Source organism: Streptomyces sp. NPDC059668 (assembly GCF_042734135.1).
In the GTDB taxonomy this organism is placed as follows: Bacteria; Actinomycetota; Actinomycetes; order Streptomycetales; family Streptomycetaceae; genus Streptomyces.
On record NZ_JBHWEL010000114.1, the window covers coordinates 1 to 21,041 of the forward strand.

Here is a 21,041-nt window from a genome sequence, read left to right on the forward strand (position 1 = left end):
CGCCGGAGCCGCGGGGGCCTCGGCGGCCGGGGCCGGAGCGGCCGGAGCCGGGGCGGCCTCGGGCTCGGCGGCCGGAGCGGGGGCGGCGGCGGGCGCGCCCGTGCCGTCGTCGATGACGGCCAGCTCGGCGCCGACCTCGACCGTCTCGTCCTCGGCGACCTTGATGGAGGCGAGCACACCGGCGGCGGGGGAGGGGATCTCGGTGTCGACCTTGTCGGTCGACACCTCGAGCAGCGGTTCGTCGGCTTCGACGCGCTCGCCCTCGGCCTTCAGCCAGCGGGTGACAGTGCCCTCGGTGACGCTCTCGCCGAGCGCCGGAAGGGTTACGGAAACCGGCATGGTTTCTGTTGCTCCTTACGAATGGGTCTCCCCTGCTGCCCGAGCGGAGTCGAGAGCCTGGGGAAGGTGCGGAAGTCTGTGGTCGTCGCGCCCAGGGGCGACGCGGTGACTGAGTACTGCCGGGGCGGTATCAGTCGTGCGAGTGCAGCGGCTTGCCCGCGAGGGCCAGGTGGGCTTCGCCGAGCGCCTCGTTCTGCGTCGGGTGGGCGTGGATGAGCTGGGCGACCTCGGCGGGCAGCGCTTCCCAGTTGTAGATCAGCTGGGCTTCGCCGACCTGCTCGCCCATGCGGTCGCCGACCATGTGGACGCCGACCACGGCACCGTCCTTGACCTGGACGAGCTTGATCTCGCCCGCGGTCTTGAGGATCTTGCTCTTGCCGTTGCCCGCGAGGTTGTACTTCAGGGCGACGACCTTGTCCGCGCCGTAGATCTCCTTGGCCTTGGCCTCGGTGATGCCGACGGAGGCGACCTCGGGGTGGCAGTACGTCACCCGCGGGACACCGTCGTAGTCGATCGGGACGGTCTTGAGACCCGCCAGCCGCTCCGCGACGAGGATGCCCTCGGCGAAGCCGACGTGCGCGAGCTGGAGCGTCGGGACCAGGTCACCGACGGCGGAGATGGTGGGCACGTTCGTGCGCATGTACTCGTCGACCAGGACGTAGCCGCGGTCCATGGCGACGCCCTGCTCCTCGTAGCCGAGACCGGCCGAGACCGGGCCGCGGCCGACGGCGACGAGCAGGACCTCGGCCTCGAACTCCTTGCCGTCGGCGAGGGTGACCTTGACACCGTTCTGGGTGTACTCGGCCTTCGAGAAGAAGGTGCCCAGGTTGAACTTGATGCCGCGCTTGCGGAACGCGCGCTCAAGAAGCTTGGAGGAGTTCTCGTCCTCGAGCGGGGCGAGGTGCTTGAGTCCCTCGATGATCGTGATGTCCGTGCCGAAGGACTTCCACGCCGAGGCGAACTCGACGCCGATGACGCCGCCGCCGAGCACGATCGCGGACTGCGGGACGCGGTCCAGGACCAGCGCGTGGTCGGACGAGATGATGCGGTTGCCGTCGATCTCCAGGCCCGGCAGCGACTTCGGCACGGAGCCGGTCGCCAGCAGGACGTGACGGCCCTGGACACGCTGGCCGTTGACGTCGACGGAGGTGGGGGAGGACAGGCGGCCCTCTCCCTCGATGTACGTCACCTTGCGGGACGCGATGAGTCCCTGAAGGCCCTTGTACAGGCCCGTGATGACCTCGTCCTTGTACTTGTGGACGGCCGGGACGTCGATGCCCTCGAAGGTGGCCTTCACACCGAACTGCTCGCTCTCGCGGGCCTGGTCGGCGATCTCGCCCGCGTGCAGCAGAGCCTTGGTGGGGATGCACCCCCGGTGCAGGCAGGTACCGCCGACCTTGTCCTTCTCGATCAGGGCGACGTCCAGGCCCAGCTGCGCTCCGCGCAGGGCCGCGGCGTAACCACCGCTACCACCGCCGAGGATCACTAGGTCGAAAACGGTGCTGGCGTCGTTCGCCACGTCACGTCCTCCATGCATGTGCGCCACGCCGGTCTCCAGTGACCGGTCGGCGGCTGGTGTCCGGCCGCTCTTCTTCGGCCCTGTGGTTCGGGCCCTGTCCTGCCGAGAACCCATCTTCGCACTTGTCGGAGGCGTTCGAGACGCCGGGCCGGTGTGTGAGACGTCCCACTGTCCGGTTTCCCACGGACAAAGCAGCCCCGGGCGACACGTCGCCCGGGGCTGTGGAGCACCCGGCAGGGCGCGGGCCTGCGCGAGCGGCCGCGGATCACCCGTGGCCGCGGAGCCGCACTAGCCGAGGTCGCCCGCCGCGGTCAGCTCGGCGAGACGCACCAGCGTCCGCACCGCCGACCCCGTACCGCCCTTCGGCGTGTAGCCGAACGGCCCGGACTCGTTGAACGCGGGCCCGGCGATGTCCAGGTGCGCCCACGTGATGCCCTCGCCGACGAACTCCTTCAGGAACAGACCGGCGACCAGGCCGCCGCCCATCCGCTCGCCCATGTTCGCGATGTCGGCGGTGGGGGAGTCCATGCCCTTGCGCAGGTGCTCGGGCAGCGGCATCGGCCAGGACTCCTCGCCGACCTCCTCGGCGGCCTCCACGATCGAGGCGCGGAACGCGTCGTCGTTGGCCATCACACCGAAGGTGCGGTTGCCGAGGGCCAGCACCATGGCGCCGGTCAGCGTCGCCACGTCGATGATCGCGTCCGGCTTCTCCTCGGACGCCTTCCACAGCGCGTCGGCGAGGACGAGGCGGCCCTCGGCGTCCGTGTTGAGGACCTCGACGGTCTTGCCGCTGTACATGCGCAGCACGTCACCGGGGCGGGTGGCGGAACCGGACGGCATGTTCTCGGCGAGCGCCAGCCAGCCGGTGACGTTGACCTTCAGGCCGAGACGGGAGGCGGCGACCACGGCGGCGAAGACCGCCGCCGCGCCGCTCATGTCGCACTTCATCGTCTCGTTGTGCCCGGCGGGCTTGAGGGAGATGCCGCCCGAGTCGTAGGTGATGCCCTTGCCGACGAAGGCGAGGTGCTTGGTCGCGCCGGAGCTGGTGTAGGAGAGCTTCACCAGGCGGGGAGCGGCGGCCGAGCCCGCGCCGACGCCCAGGATGCCGCCGTAGCCGCCCTTTTCGAGGGCCTTCTCGTCGAGCACCTGCACCTTGATGCCGTGCTCCTTGCCGGCGGCGGTGGCGACGGCGGCGAAGGCCTCGGGGGTGAGGTCGTTCGGCGGGGTGTTGACGAGGTCGCGGGCGCGGTTCAGCTCCTCGACCACGGCGGTGGCGCGCGCGATCGCGGCCTTGTGCGCCGCGTCCCGGGGCTTGCCGCCGAGCACCGCGACCTCGACGAGCGGGGCCTTGCCGTTCTTGGCGGCGCTGCCGGACCGGCCGGTCTCCTTGTACGCGTCGAAGGCGTACGCGCCGAGCAGCGCGCCCTCCGCGAGGGCGCCCACGTCGGCGGCGTCCGTGATCGGCAGGGCGAGGACGGCCTTCTTGGCGCCGGCGAGCGCGCGGGCGGCGACACCGGCGGCGCGGCGCAGCGTCTCGGCGTCGAACGCCTCGTCCTTGTCGGGAACCGCTCCCAGGCCGACGGCCACCACGACGGGTGCCTTGAAGCCGGACGGCGCGGGCAGCTTCGTCACCTCGCCCTCGCCGCCGGACGCGCCGAGGGTCTCCAGGATGCCGGCGAGCGCGCCGTCATACCCCTTGTCCACGGCCTCGGCGCCCGGTGCGAGGACCGGGCCCTTGGCGCCCTTGGCTACACCGACGACGATCGCGTCGGCCCGCAGGCCGGACGCTGCGGCGGTGCTGAGAGTCAGAGCAGTCACGGTGGTGAATTCTCGCTTCCATTGAGTTTCAGTGGCCGATCTGGGTGGGTCGACCGGGCCCGGCATCGATCCTTGATCTGGCAGCGGAGAGGTGCCTGCGGTGGGGCCGGGAGGGCAATCGACAAGAGCCTACGCGGGGGAGGGCGCCCCCGCGTCGTGGGGTGTTCACCCTTCCGTGGCGAGGTGGCCGCCCGCCGCACCCGCGCACCCGTCATCCGGCGCGCGGGAGGAGGCTTTCGGCCCCTGCGTCACGTGCGTCTCCACAGTAACTTCACCGTTCGTCCACCCGTCGGCGACGGGTGCGAAGGGGGAGGGGGCGGCGGCGTGCCGGCGACGGCCGTCCGCGCCGTGCGCTGCCGGTGGGAGGCGGGAGACCGTCCACGGGGACCTCGCCACGGGTTCCGGAGCCCGCGCGGTGGAACGCGCCCCCTCCCGCCGGGTCGCTCCCGCGGGTGACGCATGGCGACCCCGTTCAATTCCGCGGGCCGGGCGGGGACTTCGCTCCCGTGGCCGGCGAAGGCCGGTCGGCGGCGGCTTCGTGACCGCCGGTCAGCCGAGGCTGAACACGACCAGGGCCGTGGTCGCCGCCGTCTCGGCGAGTCCGCCGAAGACGTCGCCCGTGACGCCGCCGAAGCGGCGCGTGCAGTGGCGCAGCAGCAGTTGGGCCGCCGCGCAGGCGGCCGCCACCGCGACCACGGCACGGACCAGGTCGAACGTCCCCAGCAGCGCGCCCGCGCCGGCCGCCGCGGCCACGACCGCGAGCGCCGCCAACAGGGCGCCGCGCACCGGCACCGTGCCCGCGACGGCCGCGCCGAGCCCCTCCGGGCGGGCCGGGGGGACCCCGGTGCGCGCGGCCAGGGTGAGGGCGAGCCGGGCCGCGGTCGCCGAGACGACGGCCGCCAGCACGCCCCGCGCCCACGAGGACTCGTAGGCCTGGAAGAGCGCGGCGACCTGGGCGAGCAGCACGAAGAGCAGCGTGATCACGCCGAACGGGCCGATGTCGGACTGCTTCATGACGCGCAGCGCGTCCTGCGCGGGCTTGCCGCTGCCGAGGCCGTCCGCCGTGTCGGCGAGCCCGTCGAGGTGGAGGCCGCGGGTGAGCGCTGCCGGTACGGCGGCGGTGGCGACGGCGGCGAGCAGCGGGCCCGCGCCCGTCGCGAGCAGCGCCACGCCCACCAGGGCCGCACCCGCCCCGACGACCAGTCCGGCCACGGGGGCGCACAGCATTCCGGCGCGCGCCGCCTCGCGGTCCCAGCGGGTCACCTCGACGGGGAGCACGGTCAGGGTGCCGAAGGCGAAGCGCAGGCCGTGGGAGACAGGGGTCGGGGACACCGGCGCAGGTTACCCGGGAGGGCGGCGGGCGGGTGCGGCGGCCGGGGACAGAAGGCGTGGATAAAGTGCCTGATATGGGTCATTGGTTGCACCGGAACATCATCGAGCCGGGAAAACTGCCGCTGTTGCTGGCGCTCGGCTCCTTCGTGCTGACCTTTGTGATCACCCGTGTCATCGTCCGGCTCATCCGCGCGGGCAAGGGGCCGTTCGGCAACGTGAAGGCGGGCGGGCTGCACATCCATCACGTGGTACCCGGTGTCGTCCTGACCGTGGTCGGCGGCTTCGGCGCGGTGGCCAGTGTCCGGCCGGGCTTCGGTGCCTCCGCGTTCGCCGTGGTGTTCGGGATGGGCGCAGGGCTCGTGCTGGACGAGTTCGCGCTGATCCTGCACCTGGACGACGTGTACTGGACGGAGGAGGGCCGCAAGAGCGTCGAGGTCGTGCTGATCACGGCGGCCCTGGTCGGGCTCGTGCTCGGCGGGTTCCTGCCGTTCGGCGTCAACGACCTGAGCCAGCAGGAGGTGCAGGACCGCGGCGGTGTCATCGTCAGCGTCGCCGTGAACTTCCTCTTCGCCCTGCTCGCCCTCGGCAAGGGCAAGGCCCGGATGGCGATCTTCGGCGTGATCGTCCCGTTCCTCGCCCTGATCGGAGCGGTGCGGCTGGCCCGGCCGTCCTCGCCGTGGGCCAGGCGCTTCTACCGCGGACGGCCGCGTGCCCGGGCCAGGTCGATGCTGCGCGCCTACCACCACGACCGTCGCTGGGCGGGTCCGCGGCGCAGACTTCAGGACCTGATCGGCGGGAAACCCGATCCCCTGCCCGCCCGGCTGCCGCCCGGGCGCCGGTGACGCCGCCGGCGCCGGCGGCGCAGCGCGGAGATCGCGCAGAGCACGAGGGCGGCGGCGAGCGCGGCGATGTGCTCCCGGCCCGCGAGGTTCCCCTTGACCGTCACCTCGACGGCCATCGACGCGATCACCACCGCCGCCGTGCCGTACGCCCGGTAGCGCCAGGCCACGAAGACGGCGAGACCGACCACGGCCGCTGAGGGCCCGGTGTCCACGACCCGCGCGTCCGTCGCGGGCAGGCCCAGCGGGTGGTCCGGGCCGAGCATCACCGCGATACGCGCGTAGAGCGTGCCGGCCAGGGTGGCCGCGTACGCGATGACGAGCATCCGCCACCAGCCCAGGCAGATCTCGGCGATCCCGAACACCACGAGGATCTGGATCAGCGCCCCCCATACCGGCAGGTCCAGGGCCGGTACGAAGAGCGAGAGCGGAGTGCGCAGCAGAGCGAGCCCGAGCGGTTCGTCGGCCTGTACGGAGCCGATGTCCTGGACGATGCGGTAGCCCCAGGACTGGTTCTGCGCGAACTGCAGGAGAGCCGTCAGCAGGACGGCCCCGAGGGTCACGGGGATCGCTCGCAGGCGCCTTGCCTCCAGGTCCCTGCGCACGGTGACGAACAGCAGTCCCCATTCCGCGCGGACCAGGCGGGCGAGTGTGCTCATCTATGCGACTCGAGGTGCTTGCGGTGCAGCCACTTCGGCAGTCCCGGCGCCTCCAGGAATCCTTCCGCGCGGGCGGACGCGACACCGATGCGCAGCAGGTCCGCGCTCTTCTCGAAGAGCAGGAACCGGGGCTCCCAGATCGGCCGGTACTTGGCGTTGGCGCGGTAGAGCGACTCGATCTGCCACCAGCGCGAGAAGAAGCTGAGCAGGGAGCGCCACAGCCGCAGCACGGGGCCCGCGCCCAGCCGCGCGCCACGCTCGAAGACGGAACGGAACATGGCGAAGTTGAGTGAGACCTGGGTGATCCCGATGTCCCGGGCGCGGCGCAGGAGTTCGATCACCATGAACTCCATCAGCCCGTTCTCGGAGTCGCGGTCGCGCCGCATCAGATCGAGGGAGAGTCCCCGCGGGCCCCAGGGCACGAAGGACAGCAGTGCCCTCAACTCGCCCTCCCCGTCCGTGCATTCGAGCATCACGCACTGTCCGTCGTCGGGGTCGCCGAGCCGTCCCAGCGCCATGCTGAACCCGCGTTCGGTGGCCCCGTCGCGCCAGTCGTCGGCACGCTCCAGGAGGTACGCCATCTCGTCGGCCGGGATGTCGTCGTGGCGGCGGATGCGCACCCGGTAGCCGGCCCGCTTCACCCGGTTGTAGGCCTGCCGGACGGTGCGCATGGCCCGTCCTTCGAGCGTGAACTCGGCGGTCTCCACGATGGCTTCGTCGCCCAGCTCCAGGGCGTCGAGGCCGTGCCGGGAGTAGATGGTCCCGGCCTCCTCGCTCGCTCCCATCACCGCCGGGATCCAGCCGTGCGCGCGGGCCTCGGCGAGCCAGGGCTCGATGGCGCCGGGCCACGCCTCCGGATCGCCCAGCGGGTCGCCGGAGGCCAGCGAGACCCCGCCGACGACCCGGTACGCCACCGCGGCCTTGCCGGTCGGCGACCAGACCACGCTCTTCTCCCGGCGCAGCGCGAAGTAGCCCAGCGAGTCCCGGTCGCCGTTCTTGTCGAGCAGGACCCGCAGCCGCTTCTCGTCGTCCTCGGTGAGCGGGTCGACGGCGCGGCGGGAACGGAAGGCCGCGTAGAAGACGGCGAGGACCAGCAGGGTGCTGAGCACGTTGATGGTGACGTTGACCCAGTTGGCGATCTCCAGCCCGTGGAAGCGGGAGTCGTCGGCGGCGACCGAGATCAGCCGCAGGGTGCCGTAGCGCCAGCGCTCCGGGAAGGTGGAACGGGACGCGTCGTGCGCGCTGTTGGTGACCGTCACCAGCAGCGCGGCGAGCAGCGAGCAGACGAGCAGACCGCCGGTGGCGACGGCGGCGGCGAGCTTCGGGTTCGAGCGGTCGCCCTTGGCGTAGAACTCGCGGCGGCCCACGACGAGCGACGCGACGAACGCCGCGGTCAGCGCGAGCGAGATCCAGTTCTGGGCGTACCGGCGGATCTCCGGGAACGCCATCGCGACGGCGAACAGCAGCAGGAAGAGCCCGCTGAGGACGAGGTTGAGGATCCAGGCGGCCCGCTTGCGGCGGCGCATGGTGATGGCGAGGAACATCGTGAAGACGCCCGAGGCGAAGCCCGCCGTCAGCAGGTACGGGGTGAAGAGGTTCTCGGTGTTGTGGCGCCGTACGTCCTGGCCGAGCGTCACCCACGCGGCGCTCAGGAAGTTGATGAACGTGACCGCTCGCAGGTACCAGACGGTGAAGCCGGCGGCTCTGCGCGAGGCTCCGGTGGACCCGCGGTCCCCTTCGCCCTGACGGGCCGGGGTCCGCTCCTGCTCGGCGGCAATTCGGGCATCTCCCATAATGCGCGATGATATGGGGCGGTGTGCTCCGCGTCAGGGAAGGGCGGGACGGGGGTTCGCGCCCCAGGGCCGCTGGGAACCGCGCGGCCGGCCCCCATCGGCGCCCGGCCGGACCGCCCCGCTCGACCACCCCTCTCCAGGGACCGTGGAGAACCGGGGTGTTGGTGCGGGGCGGGGGGCCGGGCAGGGGTGTGGGCTCCCGGTGGGTCAGTCCTCGTCGGAGGGGCTCGGGTCGGGAGCGGGGCGTACCGGAAGCTCCGCTGCGAGCGCGGCTGCGGCCTGGACCAGGGGCAGGGCCAGCAGCGCTCCCGCGCCCTCGCCGACCGTGACCCCGTGGTCGAGCAGCGGTTCGAGCGCCATCCGGTCCAGCGCCTTCGCCTGGGCCGGCTCCCCGCTCGTCTGGCCGGCCAGCCACCAGTCCGGCGCCCGGAAGGCGACCCGCTGCCCGACGAGGGCGCACGCCGCCGAGACCACCCCGTCGAGCACGACCGGCGTCTTGCGCACCGCGCTCTGCAGCAGGAACCCGGTCATCGCGGCGAGATCGGCCCCGCCGACCACCGCGAGCAGCTGGAGCTGGTCGCCGAGCACGGGCCGCGCCCGCCGCAGCGCGTCCCGCACGGCGGCGCACTTGCGCATCCACGCGAGGTCGTCGATGGCCTGCCCGCCGCGCCCGGTGACGACCGACGCGTCGGTCCCGCACAGCGCCGCGACCAGCACGGCCGCCGCGGTGGTCCCGCCGACGCTCACGTCACCGAGCACCACCAGGTCCGTACCCGAGTCCGCCTCCTCGTCCGCGACGGCGACACCGGCCCGGAACGCGGCCTCGGCCTCCTCCGCGGTCAGCGCGTCCTCGATGTCGATCCGCCCCGAACCGCGCCGTACCCGGTGCCGTACCACGTCGGCGGGCAGCTCCGCGGGGTCGCAGTCCAGCGCCATGTCGACCACGCGCACCGGGACACCGAGCCGGCGCGCCAGCACCGCGGCCGGGCTCGCGCCCTCCAGGACCGCCCGCACCAACTGGTCGGCGGTGCCCGCGGGCCGCGCGGACACCCCGAGTCCCGCGATCCCGTGGTCGCCCGCGAACAGCACCGCACGCGGACGCTCGATCGGCCGCACGGGCACCGCGCCCTGCGCCGCCGCCAGCCACTCACCCAGGTCGTCCAGACGGCCCAGTGCCCCGGGCGGCACGGACTGGCGCTCCCGGCGCGCCTCTGCGTCGCGGCGCACCCCGCCGTCGGGGCGCTCGATCAGATCGGTGAAGTCGTCGAGATTAAGCGAGCTCATTCGCCGAACAGTACCGGCAGCGATCGAACACGTCCGCGCCACGTCGTTGCGCCCCGGAACGCCATCCGCTACGTACCGTTTGTGTCGGATTGTCGTATGCCCGGCCAGTCGCCCCGCCGCCCCTCCCAGGAGCGCCCATGCCCCCCACACCGCACCCGACCGACGACCACCGCGCCGCCTACGCGGCCGAACTCGCCCAGGGCACCGACCGGTTCCACGAGTCGCGCCGGGACGACTGCCCCTGGTGCGGTTCGAACCGGCTGCGCACCCGGCTGCGGACGCCGGACCTCGTCCAGCGCAAGCCCGGCACGTTCGTCGTCGACGAGTGCGGGGACTGCGCCCACGCCTTCCAGAACCCCCGGCTCACCGCGGAGGGCCTGGCCTTCTACCACCGTGACTTCCACGAGACGCTCGACAGCCTCACCGACCGGCTCCTCGGCGCCCGCGGCAGCAGCGGCCGGCACCGCGCCGCCGCCCGCGCGCTGCTGCCGTACGCGGAACCGGAGAGCTGGCTCGACGTCGGCACCGGGCACGGCTACTTCCCGGCCGCCGCCAAGGAGGTCCACCCGTACACCTCCTTCGACGGGCTCGACCCCACCCGGCGCGTCGAGAAGGCGAGGGAGGCCGGGCGGGTCGAGGAGGCCCACCGCGGCCGGCTCGGCGACCCCCGGATCGCCGCCCGGCTGCGCGCCCGCTACGACGTCGTCAGCATGTTCCACCATCTGGAGCACACCCCCGACCCGCGTGAGGAACTGCGCGCCGCCCTGGTGGTCCTGCGGCCCGGCGGACATCTCCTGGTCGAAGTCCCCGACCCCGACTGCGCGTTCGGCGCGCTGCTGGGCAAGTGGTGGGTGTCCTACGGCCAGCCGCGCCACCTCCACCTCATGCCGCTGCCCAACCTGCTGGGCGAACTGGAGTCCCTGGACTGCGAGATCGTCACGACGGACCGCCGCGAACCGCACATCCCGTACGACCTCGCGGGCGCCCTCGCGCTCGCCCTCGGGCGGGTCCTGCCCGACCTCGACGCCCCCTGGCGTCCGGCGCCGCCGACCGCGCTGCGGCGCCGGCTGCACACGGTCCTGACCGGGGCGTCGGCCCCGTTGCTCGCCTCGGCCTCCGCCCTGGACCACGCCTTCGCCCCGCTCCTGAGGCGCACCCGCTTCTCGAACGCGTACCGGATCATCGCCCGCCGACGGGCATGAGCCGGGAGCGGAGCCGCGATCAGCCCCGCAGGGGCAGCGCCTGCCCCGCCACCACCAGCAGCAGGTGCTCGCACTCCGCCCCGAACCCCGCGTTCAGACGCCCGAGTTCGTCGCGGTAGCGGCGCCCGGAGGCGGTGGCCGGGACGATGCCGGAGCCGACCTCGTTGGAGACGGCGACCAGGGTGCGCCGGGTTTCGCGGACGGCGGCGGTGAGCTCCTCCACGCGGGCGCGCAGCGCGCGTTCGCCGCCGCCGGCCCACTCCGCGTCGTCCCAGGCGTTCACGGAGTCCATCGCGTCCGTCAGCCACAGCGACAGGCAGTCGACGAGCAGCGGCGGCCCCTCCTCCGCCAGCAGCGGTACCAGGTCGCAGGTCTCGGTGGTGCGCCAGGAGCCGGGGCGCCGCTCGCGGTGCGCGCTCACCCGGGACGCCCACTCGTTGTCCCCGGCCCGGCTGCCGCCCGTCGCCACGTACAGCACGTTCGGGAAGGACTCCAGCCGCCGTTCGGCCTCGACGGACTTGCCGGAGCGCGCGCCGCCGAGCACCAGGGTGCGCCGCGGGACGTCGGGAACGTCCTCGTACACGCCGACGTCCAGCGTCGTCCCGTCCGGCACCGCGCGGGCGCCCGCCGCCGCGAGCCGCCGCCGCAGTTCGGGCCCCGGTGGGACATCGTGGTCGAGGTGCACCGCGATCACGTCCGTGGTGGGCCCGACGGCACCCACCGCCCGCAGCTTCGCCAGCGCGTCCGGCCGGCCCACCACGTCGGCGGCCACCATGGCGTACGTGCCGCCGTCGGCGTCGAGTCCGGCGGGCGCCGCGCCCGGCGGCAGATAGAGCAGCCGCTGACCGTCCGGGCCGGTCACCGCGTACCCCGTGCCCGGCGCGTCCATCGGCACCGCCCGCACCCGGTGCCCGGTCAGCAGGGTCAACTCGCTGCCGTCCGGAACCCGCACGGGCTGCGGCAGCCCCGCGGGCACCTCGACGGCGGGTCCGTCGTGCGGATGGGAGAGCAGCACCTGCCGTACGCCGCCGAGTGTGTGCCCGGCGCGCGCGGCCGCGAACGCCGCGCCGGGCGTCAGGTCGAGCAGCAGCGTGCCGTCCACGAGCAGTGCGGTGGCCGCCCGCGCGTCCTCGCCGAGCGCGGTCGCGCAGGACGAGCAGGGGCAGGAGGGGCGGGGCAGGCCCTCAGGGGCGCCGGTGCCGAGCAGAGTCAGTTCCACGGGGATGATTTTTCCGTGTCCCCGCAGGTCTTGCGCGCCCGGCTAGGCTTCGGACGGGAGCCGGATCTTGTCGGGCTCCCGCTGTGCAGTGTGCTCATACCTGGGAGGCGTACATGGCGGCATGGACGTGGCGGTTCGAGAAGTCCGACGGGACAGAGGTCCAACCCGCGGTGGAGCCCGAGGAGTTCACCACACAGGGGGACGCCGAGTCCTGGATCGGCGAGGTGTGGAAGGACCTCCTGGCGGGCGGCGCCGACCAGGTGTTCCTCTTCGAGGACAGCACGCAGATCTACGGGCCGATGAGCCTGCACGCCGAGCCCGAGTAGGCCGGTAGAGGTCGCCGGGGCCACCGCAACCGGCTCCGGCGGCCCACCCGGGTCGTCAGCCCCGCACGCCGCACAGGTGCAGCAGCGCCGCCACCTGACGGTAGGGATCGGTCCGCCCGGCCCGCTCCTCCGCGGCCAGCAGACTCTCCACGTCCTCGGGGACGGGTGCCCCGTCCGGCGCGCCGTCCGTGAAGACCCGCACGCCGTACCAGGCGTGCAGCGGCGCCCCGATCCCCGCCAGCGTCGACGTCAGCGTGGCGAGCCGGTCGGCGCGGACGGCGAGCCCGAGCCGGTTGACGTACGCGTCGGACTCGAACGCGGCCAGCGTCGACGTCCAGTCCCCGGCCAGTCCCGGCCGCAGGGCCAGCGCGTCGGCGTTGCGCACCAGCAGGGAGAGCAGCCCGCCCGGGGCCAGCATCCGCGCCAGTCCCGCGACCAGCGGGTCCGGCTCCTCGACGTACATCAGCACGCCGTGACAGAGCACCACGTCGAAACTGCCGGGCAGGAAGTGGACGCCCGTGTCCCGGCCGTCGCCCTCGATGAGCCGGACCCGGCCCTGGATGCCCTCGGGCTCGGCGGCGAGTGCCTCGCGGGCCACGGAGAGCATCCGCCCGTCCTGCTCCAGGCCGGTCACCTGATGCCCGGCGCGGGCCAGCCGCAGCGCCTGCGTGCCCTGGCCCATCCCGACGTCGAGCACCCGCAGCCGCTGCCCGACCGGGAACCGCCCGGCTATCTGCTCGTCGAGCTGCCGGGCCACCAGCTCCTGCCGTACGAGATCACGCAGGCCGCCCAGCTTGCTCAGCCAGGCATCCGCCGCGTCTCCGGAGAAGGATGTCGCGCTCAGGGCCGCTCTCCGCGCTTGACCTGCGGCTTCGGCAGCCGGAGTCGACGCATCTGGAGGGTGCGCATCAGCGCGTAGGGAACCGCGCCCTTCTTGGGCAGGTCCGGGAAGCGCGTGGTGAGCTGCTTCTTGAGACGGATCGCGATGCCGATCGAGTCGACCACGATCATCACGATCACGACCAGCCACAGCAGCAGCGCGATGTTCTGGAGCGAGCCCACCCGCACCATGCTCAGCACCAGGATGACCACGGCCATCGGCAGGAAGAATTCCGCGATGCAGAATCGCGAGTCCACGAAGTCGCGCGCGAACTTCCGCACCTGGCCCTTGTCACGGGCGGGCAGATAGCGCTCGTCCCCGCTGGCCAGCGCCTGGCGCTGCTTCTCCAGCTGGACACGCCGGTCGTCACGCTGGCGCTTGGCGGCCTCCTTGCGCGTCGACGGCGTCTGGGCGACGCTGCGACGCTGGGTCTGGGCCTCACTGCGCTTCGGCGTGGGGCGGCCCTTGGGGGCCTGCGGGTGACGGGTCTGCTTGGAGTCGGTCACCTGCGCCTTGTCGGCGAGGCCCTTCTCTTCCTTGGCGCGGCTACGGAACACAAAACCCAAGGGTACGGGGTGCGGCGGCATGGACGTCGTGCGAGGGGGGAACGATCCGGCAACACCGTACGTCTGTAGGGGGACACAGGGGACGTTGTTCGCGGGGGGACGCGAAGGGGACGCGGGGGGTCACCCCGGGTTCCACCTACTCCCTACGCCGGAGCGGCACCGTACGCAGTCGTCCTTGGGGATGAGCGCATCCGTCCCCGAACAGTGCGGTAATGGATGCAGGGCCCGTACTGTGGGTTCTGTTGCAGTACCTGGAGCTGGAGTCCGTCAGAAGGGGGCGCGCGAAGCCCATGAGCGGTGTCATGAAGCGTATGGGGATGATCTTCCGCGCGAAGGCGAACAAGGCCCTTGACCGGGCCGAGGACCCGCGCGAAACCCTCGATTACTCGTACCAGAAGCAGCTGGAGCTGCTCCAGAAGGTGCGCCGTGGCGTCGCCGACGTGGCGACCTCCCGCAAGCGGCTGGAACTGCAGCTCAACCAGCTCCAGGGCCAGTCCACCAAGCTGGAGGACCAGGGCCGCAAGGCGCTCGCGCTCGGCCGGGAGGACCTGGCCCGTGAGGCCCTCTCCCGCCGTGCCGCGCTCCAGCAGCAGGTGACGGACCTGGAGACCCAGCACCAGACCCTCCAGGGCGAGGAGGAGAAGCTCACCCTCGCGGCCCAGCGTCTGCAGGCCAAGGTGGACGCCTTCCGTACGAAGAAGGAGACCATCAAGGCCACGTACACCGCGGCCCAGGCGCAGACCCGCATCGGCGAGGCCTTCTCCGGCATCTCCGAGGAGATGGGCGACGTCGGGATGGCCATCCAGCGCGCCGAGGACAAGACCGCGCAGCTTCAGGCCCGCGCGGGTGCCATCGACGAACTGCTCGCTTCGGGCGCCCTCGACGACCAGTCCGGACTCGCCAAGGACGACATCCAGAGCGAGCTGGACCGGCTCTCCGGTGGTACGGATGTGGAGCTGGAGCTCCAGCGCATGAAGGCCGAGCTGGCCGGCGGCTCCTCGCAGCAGGCGATCGAGGGCGGCACGGGACAGGACCAGAACCGGTCCCAGCCGCAGGACACCCCGCGTTTCGACAAGCAGTAGCACCGGAAGCAGTAGCGGCGACCGACCGGGTCCCACGCCTTAGGAGGGCGACATGATCGTTCGGATCATGGGGGAGGGGCAGGTGAGGCTGGACGACGGCCACCTCACCGAGCTGAACAAGCTGGACGACGAACTGCTCGCCGAGGTGGAGGGCGGTGACGAGGCCGGCTTCCGGCGCACCCTGACCGCCCTTCTCGACGCGGTCCACCGGCTCGGCGCTCCGTTGCCCGACGACGCGCTGGAACCCTCCGGGCTGATCCTCCCGTCACCGGACGCCACGCTCGCGGAGGTCCGCGAGATGCTCCACGGGGACGGCCTGATCCCCGGCTGACCCCCCGTCGTGTCCCTGGGGGCTGCCGCCCCCAGACCCCCGCTCCGGCCTTAAGGGCCTTGTCCTCAAGCGCCGGACGGGCTGGTGGTGCGGGCCTGCGCTGAAGGTGCAAGGCCCTGGGGGTGCAAGGCAGGGGTGCGAGGCCGCGCTGAAAGGTCGGCGCCCCGAGCCGTAGCCATCCGCCCCAGGCGCACACCTCCAGCGCAAGCCCGCATATCCAGCGCAGGCCCGCATCTCCAGCCCGTCCGGCGTTTGAGGACGAGCCCTTCGGGCGATGCGGGGGTCCAGGGGGCGCAGCCCCTTGGCGGGGTCCGGGGCGGAGCCCCAGGGACGGGCAGCCACGGCGAAGCCGAAGAACCCGGGGTACGTGGGCAACCGTTCCGCCCCCTGCAAGGGCCCCGTACCGTGAACGAAGTGAGCACCCTAGAGCGCACGAAGTGCAGACTCCGCGCGCACCCGATGGCCCTGGACGCCGCCCTCGCGGCCGGCGTACTCGTGACCATGATGGCCAGCTCCTTCGTGGACCCGCACGGCGGCCACGGAGCGGGCTGGGGCGCCCGGACCCCCAACGCCCTGAGCCTCACCCTGATGGTGCTCGGCGCGGCGGCCCTGGTGTTCCGCCGCCGCGCCCCCCTTCCGGTCCTCGCCGCGACCGGTGCCCTCTCCGTCGTGGAACTGGTCGCGAGCGACCCCCGGGCCCCGGTGGTGATGTCCGCCGTCGTCGCCCTCTACACCGTCGCGTCGGCCACCGACCGCCCCACCACCTGGCGGGTCGGCCTGCTCACGATGACCGTGCTCACCGCCTGCGCGATGCTCGCCGGCCCCCTGCCCTGGTACGCGCAGGAGAACCTCGGCATCTTCGCCTGGACGGGCATGGCCGCCGCCGCGGGCGACGCCGTCCGCAGCCGCCGCGCCTTCATCCACGCCATCCGCGAACGCGCCGAGCGGGCGGAACGCACCCGTGAGGAGGAGGCCCGGCGCCGCGTCGCCGAGGAGCGGCTGCGCATCGCCCGCGATCTGCACGACGTCGTGGCCCACCACATCGCCCTCGTCAACGTGCAGGCCGGAGTCGCCGCCCATGTGATGGACAAGCGCCCGGACCAGGCCAAGGAGGCGCTCTCCCACGTTCGGGAGGCCAGCCGCTCCGCCCTCAACGAGCTGCGCGCCACCGTGGGCCTGCTGCGCCAGTCCGGTGACCCCGAGGCCCCCACGGAGCCCGCTCCCGGCCTCGCCCGCCTCGACGAACTCGCCGACACCTTCCGCAACGCGGGACTCCCCGTCGAGGTGGCCCGCGCCGACCACGGCACCACCCTCCCCGCGGCGGTCGACCTCGCCGCCTACCGGGTCATCCAGGAAGCCCTCACCAATGTGCAGAAACACGCGGGCCGCGAGGCGAAGGCCGAGGTCAGCGTCGTACGTGTGGGTCCGAACGTGGAGGTGACCGTCCTCGACAACGGGCCCGGACAGGACGACGGCCCGGAGGAGGGCGGCGGTCACGGCCTCCTCGGGATGCGGGAGCGGGTCGGCGCGCTCGGCGGCACCTGCTCCGCCGGTCCCCGGTACGGAGGCGGCTTCCGCGTCCATGCGATCCTTCCGGTCAAGACCCGCACGCCTGCCCTGGGGGACCCCGCATGACCATCCGTGTCCTGCTCGCCGACGACCAGGCGCTGCTGCGCAGCGCGTTCCGCGTACTCGTCGACTCGGAGCCCGACATGGAGGTCGTGGGGGAGGCGTCCGACGGCGCGGAGGCGGTGCGGCTCGCCAGGGAGACGCGCGCCGACGTGGTGCTGATGGACATCCGGATGCCGGGGACCGACGGGCTCGCCGCCACTCGGCTGATCAGCGCGGATCCCGGGCTCGCGCAGGTACGGGTGGTCATGCTGACGACCTTCGAGGTCGACGAGTACGTGGTCCAGTCGCTGCGGGCCGGGGCCTCCGGGTTCCTCGGCAAGGGCGCCGAGCCGGACGAGCTGCTGAACGCCATCCGGATCGCGGCGGGCGGCGAGGCGCTGCTGTCCCCGGCGGCCACCAAAGGACTGATCGCCAAGTTCCTCGCGCAGGGCGACGGCGCGGACGAGGAGCGGGACCCCGGCCGCGCGGAGCGGCTGAACGCGCTCACCGGGCGCGAGCGCGAGGTGCTCGTCCAGGTCGCGGGGGGCCACTCCAACGACGAGATCGCCGAGCGGCTGGAGGTCAGCCCGCTCACGGTGAAGACACACGTCAACCGGGCCATGGCGAAACTCGGGGCCCGGGACCGGGCGCAGCTCGTCGTCATCGCGTACGAGTCGGGACTGGTACGTCCAAGGGTGGAGTGAACTTCACCGGGCCGTACTGCGCCCGCAGTAGGTTCCCCATAAGGAAATGGACCCAGGGGCGACGGATCGGCGCCCGCCGATGGCTCATGGTGGCAGGAGCGCGCTCACCTGTGCGGTGCGGGCGCCGCACCAGCCCGTCGGGGCCACGTACGCGCTCCTCCACCGTCCTCCAGTCGTCCCTGCCGTCCAGCCGACCACGCCACTCACTCACGCCACGGAAAAGAGACCCCCCACCCATGTCCTGGCTGTCCAGATTCAGCCTCGCGCAACGGGCCCTCATCGGGCTGATGTCGATCGTCGCGCTCGCGTTCGGAGCGATCGCGATCCCCCAGCTCAAGCAGCAGCTGCTGCCCACCATCGAACTGCCCATGGTGTCCGTGCTCGCGCCGTACCAGGGTGCGTCTCCCGATGTGGTCGAGAAGCAGGTCGTCGAGCCCATCGAGGACACCCTCGAAGGCGTCGACGGCATCACCGGCGTCACCTCCACGGCCAGCGAGGGCAACGCCGTGATCCGGGCGTCCTTCGACTTCGGCACCAACACCAAGCAGCTCGTCGCCGACGTCCAGCAGGCCGTCAACCGTGCCCGCGTCCAGCTGCCGGACGCCGTCGACCCGCAGGTCATCGCCGGTTCGACGGACGACATCCCGACCGTGGTGCTCGCCGTCACCTCCGACAAGGACCAGCAGTCCCTGTCCGACCTGCTCGACCGCACGGTCGTCCCGGACCTCAAGAGCATCGACGGCGTCGGCCAGGTGACGGTGGACGGCGTACGGGACCTCCAGGTCACCGTGGTGCCGGACGACGCGAAGATGGCGGCGGCCGGGCTCACCCCGGGCGCTCTCGGCCAGGCCCTGCAAGCGGGCGGCGCGACCGTCCCGGCCGGCTCCTTCGACGAGGACGGCAACAACCGGACCGTCCAGGTCGGCGGCGGCTTCACCTCGCTGAGCCAGATCCAGGACCTGATGGTCACGGGCGGCCAGGGCAAGAAGCCGGTGCGTCTGGCCTCCGTCGCGAAGGTCGAGCAGGAGCCGTCGAAGGCCGACTCCCTCACCCGTACGGACGGCCGGCCGAGCCTCGCCGTGAACGTCACCATGGACCACGACGGCAGCGCGGTCGCCATCTCCGACGCGGTCAAGGACAAGCTGTCCGGCATGCGCAAGGACCTGGGCACCGGGTCGACGCTCACCGTGGTCAGCGACCAGGGTCCGGCCGTGTCCAAGTCGATCAAGGGTCTGACCACCGAGGGCGGGCTGGGCCTGCTCTTCGCGGTCCTGGTCATCCTGGTCTTCCTGGCGTCGGTCCGCTCCACGCTCGTCACCGCGGTGTCCATCCCGCTGTCGGTGGTGCTGGCGCTGATCGTGCTCTGGACCCGTGACCTGTCGCTCAACATGCTCACGCTCGGCGCGCTCACCATCGCGATCGGCCGGGTCGTCGACGACTCGATCGTCGTCCTGGAGAACATCAAGCGGCACCTCGGCTACGGCGAGGAGCGCGAGGAGGCCATCCTCAAGGCGGTGCGCGAGGTGGCCGGCGCGGTCACGTCCTCGACCCTCACCACGGTCGCCGTCTTCCTGCCCATCGGCCTCACCGGCGGCATGGTGGGCGAGCTGTTCGGTTCCTTCAGCCTGACGGTCACGGCGGCGCTGCTGGCGTCCCTGATCGTGTCGCTGACGGTCGTCCCGGTTCTGTCGTACTGGTTCCTGCGGCCCCCGAAGGACATGCCGGCGGACGCCGACGAGGCGCGTCGCACGGCCGAGGAGAAGGAGGCGCGCAGCCGTCTGCAGCGCTTCTACGTCCCCGTCCTGCGCTTCGCCACCCGCCGCCGCCTCACCAGCGTGGCGATCGCGGCGGTCGTCCTGGTCGGCACCTTCGGCATGGCGCCGCTGCTGAAGACGAACTTCTTCGACCAGGGCGAGCAGAAGGTCCTCACCCTCAAGCAGGAGCTGAAGCCGGGCACCAGCCTGGCGGCGACCGACGCGCAGGCGAAGAAGGTCGAGCGGATGCTCGGCGGCGTCAAGGGCGTCAAGGACTACCAGGTCACGGTGGGCTCGTCCGGGTTCATGGCCGCGTTCGGTGGCGGCACGGACACCAACCAGGCCTCGTACCAGATCATGCTGGAGGACTCGGCGTCCGCCACGGACGTCCAGGACCGTATCGAGGACGGACTGGGCAAGCTCTCCGGTATCGGTACGACGAGGGTCGCGGCCGGCGACGGCTTCGGCAACCAGGACCTCAGCGTGGTCGTGAAGGCGGCCGACGCGGACGTCCTGCGCAAGGCGGCGGAGCGGGTGCGCGCCGAGGTCGCGAAGCTCGACGACGTCACGGACGTGACCAGCGACCTGGCGCAGAGCGTGCCGCGGATCTCGGTCAAGGCCAACTCCAAGGCCGCGGCGGCCGGGTTCGACGACGCCACGCTCGGTGCCGCCGTCACCGAGGCGGTGCGCGGCACCACCAGCGGCAAGGCGATCCTGGACGACAGCGAGCGGGACGTCGTCATCAGGTCGGCGAAGCCGGCCGAGTCACTGGCCGGGCTCAGGGACCTGCGTCTCGGCGCGGTGAAGCTCGGTGACATCGCGGACGTGAAGCTGGTGGACGGGCCGGTCTCGATGACCCGGATCGACGGCCAGCGGGCCGCCACGATCACGGCGAAGCCGACCGGGGACAACACCGGCGCGGTCAGCTCCGCCCTCACCGCGAAGCTGGACGCGCTCAAGCTGCCGGCCGGGGTGACCGCCGAGATCGGCGGGGTCTCGCAGGACCAGGACGACGCGTTCAAGAACCTCGGCCTGGCGATGCTCGCGGCGATCGCGATCGTCTTCATGCTGCTGGTCGCGACCTTCCGTTCGCTGGTCCAGCCGCTGATCCTGCTCGTCTCGATCCCGTTCGCGGCGACGGGCGCGATCGGCCTGCTGGTCGTCACCGGTACCCCGATGGGTGTCCCGGCGATGATCGGCATGCTGATGCTCATCGGCATCGTGGTGACGAACGCGATCGTGCTGATCGACCTGATCAACCAGTACCGCCGACAGGGCTGTGGAGTGGTCGAGGCCGTGGTGGAGGGTGGCCGGCACCGTCTGCGCCCGATCCTCATGACGGCCCTGGCGACGATCTTCGCCCTGCTCCCGATGGCGCTCGGTGTCACGGGTGAGGGCGGCTTCATCGCCCAGCCGCTGGCCGTGGTCGTCATCGGCGGCCTGATCAGCTCGACCCTGCTGACACTCCTGCTGGTCCCGACGCTCTACGCGATGCTCGAACTCCGCAAGGAGCGACGGGCGGGCAAGAAGGAGCGGAAGCGGGAGAAGAAGGCCGGGACCCCGCCGCAGGCGCCGTCCGTCCCGGACGAGGAGCCGGAACCGGCGCAGGTCTGAGGGACCGAAGGACCGGAGGGCCGGGGGCTGACCGCCTCTCGGCCCTTCGGGGGTCTTCGGGGCCTTCGACAAGGGAAACGGGGGGGGGGGCGGGGGGCGGGCCCGCGGGGGGGGGGGGGGGGCCCGCCGCGGGGGGGGTCGGAGAAAAACGCACACCCAACCCCCCGGT

General features: G+C 72.4%; 18 protein-coding genes. 8 read left to right on the forward strand and 10 right to left on the reverse strand.

From position 1 onward, the window contains the following. From ACFV2J_RS40520 to ACFV2J_RS40535, 4 genes are all read right to left on the reverse strand, one after another. Window positions 1-339, reverse strand: a 339-nt coding sequence (locus ACFV2J_RS40520; RefSeq protein ID WP_385443494.1) for a biotin/lipoyl-containing protein, incomplete at its 3' end; no start/stop codon positions are given. Window positions 340-469: 130 nt separating this feature from the next. After that, window positions 470-1,858, reverse strand: coding sequence for a dihydrolipoyl dehydrogenase (lpdA, locus tag ACFV2J_RS40525; RefSeq protein WP_168527772.1), 1,389 nt, complete (start codon window positions 1,856-1,858; stop codon window positions 470-472). 288 nt (window positions 1,859-2,146) lie between these two features. Further along, entirely contained in the window at window positions 2,147-3,676 is a 1,530-nt protein-coding gene (locus tag ACFV2J_RS40530; protein ID WP_385088260.1) for a leucyl aminopeptidase, read from the reverse strand. A 549-nt stretch (window positions 3,677-4,225) separates the two neighbouring features. Next, window positions 4,226-5,008: an adenosylcobinamide-GDP ribazoletransferase gene (locus tag ACFV2J_RS40535; RefSeq protein WP_385088258.1), complete on the reverse strand. Its 783-nt coding sequence runs from the start codon at window positions 5,006-5,008 to the stop codon at window positions 4,226-4,228. A gap of 74 nt (window positions 5,009-5,082) precedes the next feature. Between ACFV2J_RS40535 and ACFV2J_RS40540 the strand changes: the two genes are divergently transcribed. After that, window positions 5,083-5,850: a hypothetical protein gene (locus tag ACFV2J_RS40540; protein ID WP_385088256.1), complete on the forward strand. Its 768-nt coding sequence runs from the start codon at window positions 5,083-5,085 to the stop codon at window positions 5,848-5,850. Here the strand turns inward: ACFV2J_RS40540 and ACFV2J_RS40545 are convergent. The 3 genes from ACFV2J_RS40545 to cobT all read right to left on the reverse strand — a co-directional run bounded on the left by ACFV2J_RS40545 (window position 5,787) and on the right by cobT (window position 9,583). Then, window positions 5,787-6,506, reverse strand: a complete 720-nt coding sequence (locus ACFV2J_RS40545) for a hypothetical protein (protein WP_385088254.1) — start codon at window positions 6,504-6,506, stop codon at window positions 5,787-5,789. The two genes, ACFV2J_RS40540 and ACFV2J_RS40545, sit on opposite strands and share 64 nt — an antisense overlap. Beyond that, entirely contained in the window at window positions 6,503-8,299 is a 1,797-nt protein-coding gene (locus ACFV2J_RS40550) for a phosphatidylglycerol lysyltransferase domain-containing protein (protein WP_385088252.1), read from the reverse strand. Before ACFV2J_RS40550 ends, ACFV2J_RS40545 begins: the two co-directional genes overlap by 4 nt. A gap of 207 nt (window positions 8,300-8,506) precedes the next feature. Next, window positions 8,507-9,583 (reverse strand): nicotinate-nucleotide--dimethylbenzimidazole phosphoribosyltransferase, encoded by a 1,077-nt coding sequence (cobT, locus tag ACFV2J_RS40555; RefSeq protein ID WP_385443500.1) that lies wholly within the window; start codon window positions 9,581-9,583, stop codon window positions 8,507-8,509. A gap of 137 nt (window positions 9,584-9,720) precedes the next feature. Between cobT and ACFV2J_RS40560 the strand changes: the two genes are divergently transcribed. After that, window positions 9,721-10,785, forward strand: a complete 1,065-nt coding sequence (locus tag ACFV2J_RS40560; protein WP_385088248.1) for a class I SAM-dependent methyltransferase — start codon at window positions 9,721-9,723, stop codon at window positions 10,783-10,785. Between the two features lie 19 nt (window positions 10,786-10,804). Here ACFV2J_RS40560 and ACFV2J_RS40565 read toward each other — a convergent pair whose 3' ends face one another. Further along, the gene (locus ACFV2J_RS40565; protein WP_385088246.1) at window positions 10,805-12,004 is read right to left on the reverse strand and encodes a bifunctional adenosylcobinamide kinase/adenosylcobinamide-phosphate guanylyltransferase; all 1,200 of its coding nucleotides are present in this window, start codon (window positions 12,002-12,004) and stop codon (window positions 10,805-10,807) included. 113 nt (window positions 12,005-12,117) lie between these two features. Between ACFV2J_RS40565 and ACFV2J_RS40570 the strand changes: the two genes are divergently transcribed. Beyond that, window positions 12,118-12,330 carry a hypothetical protein gene (locus tag ACFV2J_RS40570; protein ID WP_148013643.1) on the forward strand — a complete coding sequence of 71 codons (213 nt, stop codon included), beginning with the start codon at window positions 12,118-12,120 and terminating at the stop codon, window positions 12,328-12,330. Between the two features lie 55 nt (window positions 12,331-12,385). On the opposite strand, the gene ACFV2J_RS40575 is transcribed toward ACFV2J_RS40570, so the two are convergent. Further along, on the reverse strand, window positions 12,386-13,087 hold the full coding sequence (locus ACFV2J_RS40575; protein ID WP_385088244.1) for a class I SAM-dependent methyltransferase: 702 nt from the start codon (window positions 13,085-13,087) through the stop codon (window positions 12,386-12,388). A gap of 83 nt (window positions 13,088-13,170) precedes the next feature. After that, the gene (locus ACFV2J_RS40580; RefSeq protein ID WP_385088242.1) at window positions 13,171-13,797 is read right to left on the reverse strand and encodes a DUF3043 domain-containing protein; all 627 of its coding nucleotides are present in this window, start codon (window positions 13,795-13,797) and stop codon (window positions 13,171-13,173) included. 269 nt (window positions 13,798-14,066) lie between these two features. Here ACFV2J_RS40580 and ACFV2J_RS40585 point away from each other — a divergent pair, with 269 nt between their 5' ends. The 5 genes from ACFV2J_RS40585 (at window position 14,067) to ACFV2J_RS40605 (ending at window position 20,872) form a co-directional block, all read left to right on the forward strand. Then, the gene (locus tag ACFV2J_RS40585; RefSeq protein WP_385088262.1) at window positions 14,067-14,858 is read left to right on the forward strand and encodes a PspA/IM30 family protein; all 792 of its coding nucleotides are present in this window, start codon (window positions 14,067-14,069) and stop codon (window positions 14,856-14,858) included. A 52-nt stretch (window positions 14,859-14,910) separates the two neighbouring features. Further along, window positions 14,911-15,189, forward strand: coding sequence for a hypothetical protein (locus ACFV2J_RS40590; protein WP_385088240.1), 279 nt, complete (start codon window positions 14,911-14,913; stop codon window positions 15,187-15,189). Window positions 15,190-15,603: 414 nt separating this feature from the next. Next, window positions 15,604-16,824, forward strand: coding sequence for a sensor histidine kinase (locus tag ACFV2J_RS40595; RefSeq protein WP_385095695.1), 1,221 nt, complete (start codon window positions 15,604-15,606; stop codon window positions 16,822-16,824). After that, window positions 16,821-17,504, forward strand: a complete 684-nt coding sequence (locus tag ACFV2J_RS40600; protein WP_385095692.1) for a response regulator — start codon at window positions 16,821-16,823, stop codon at window positions 17,502-17,504. Before ACFV2J_RS40595 ends, ACFV2J_RS40600 begins: the two co-directional genes overlap by 4 nt. A 236-nt stretch (window positions 17,505-17,740) precedes the next feature. Next, window positions 17,741-20,872: an efflux RND transporter permease subunit gene (locus ACFV2J_RS40605; RefSeq protein WP_385095689.1), complete on the forward strand. Its 3,132-nt coding sequence runs from the start codon at window positions 17,741-17,743 to the stop codon at window positions 20,870-20,872. Window positions 20,873-21,041: the final 169 nt, after the last annotated feature.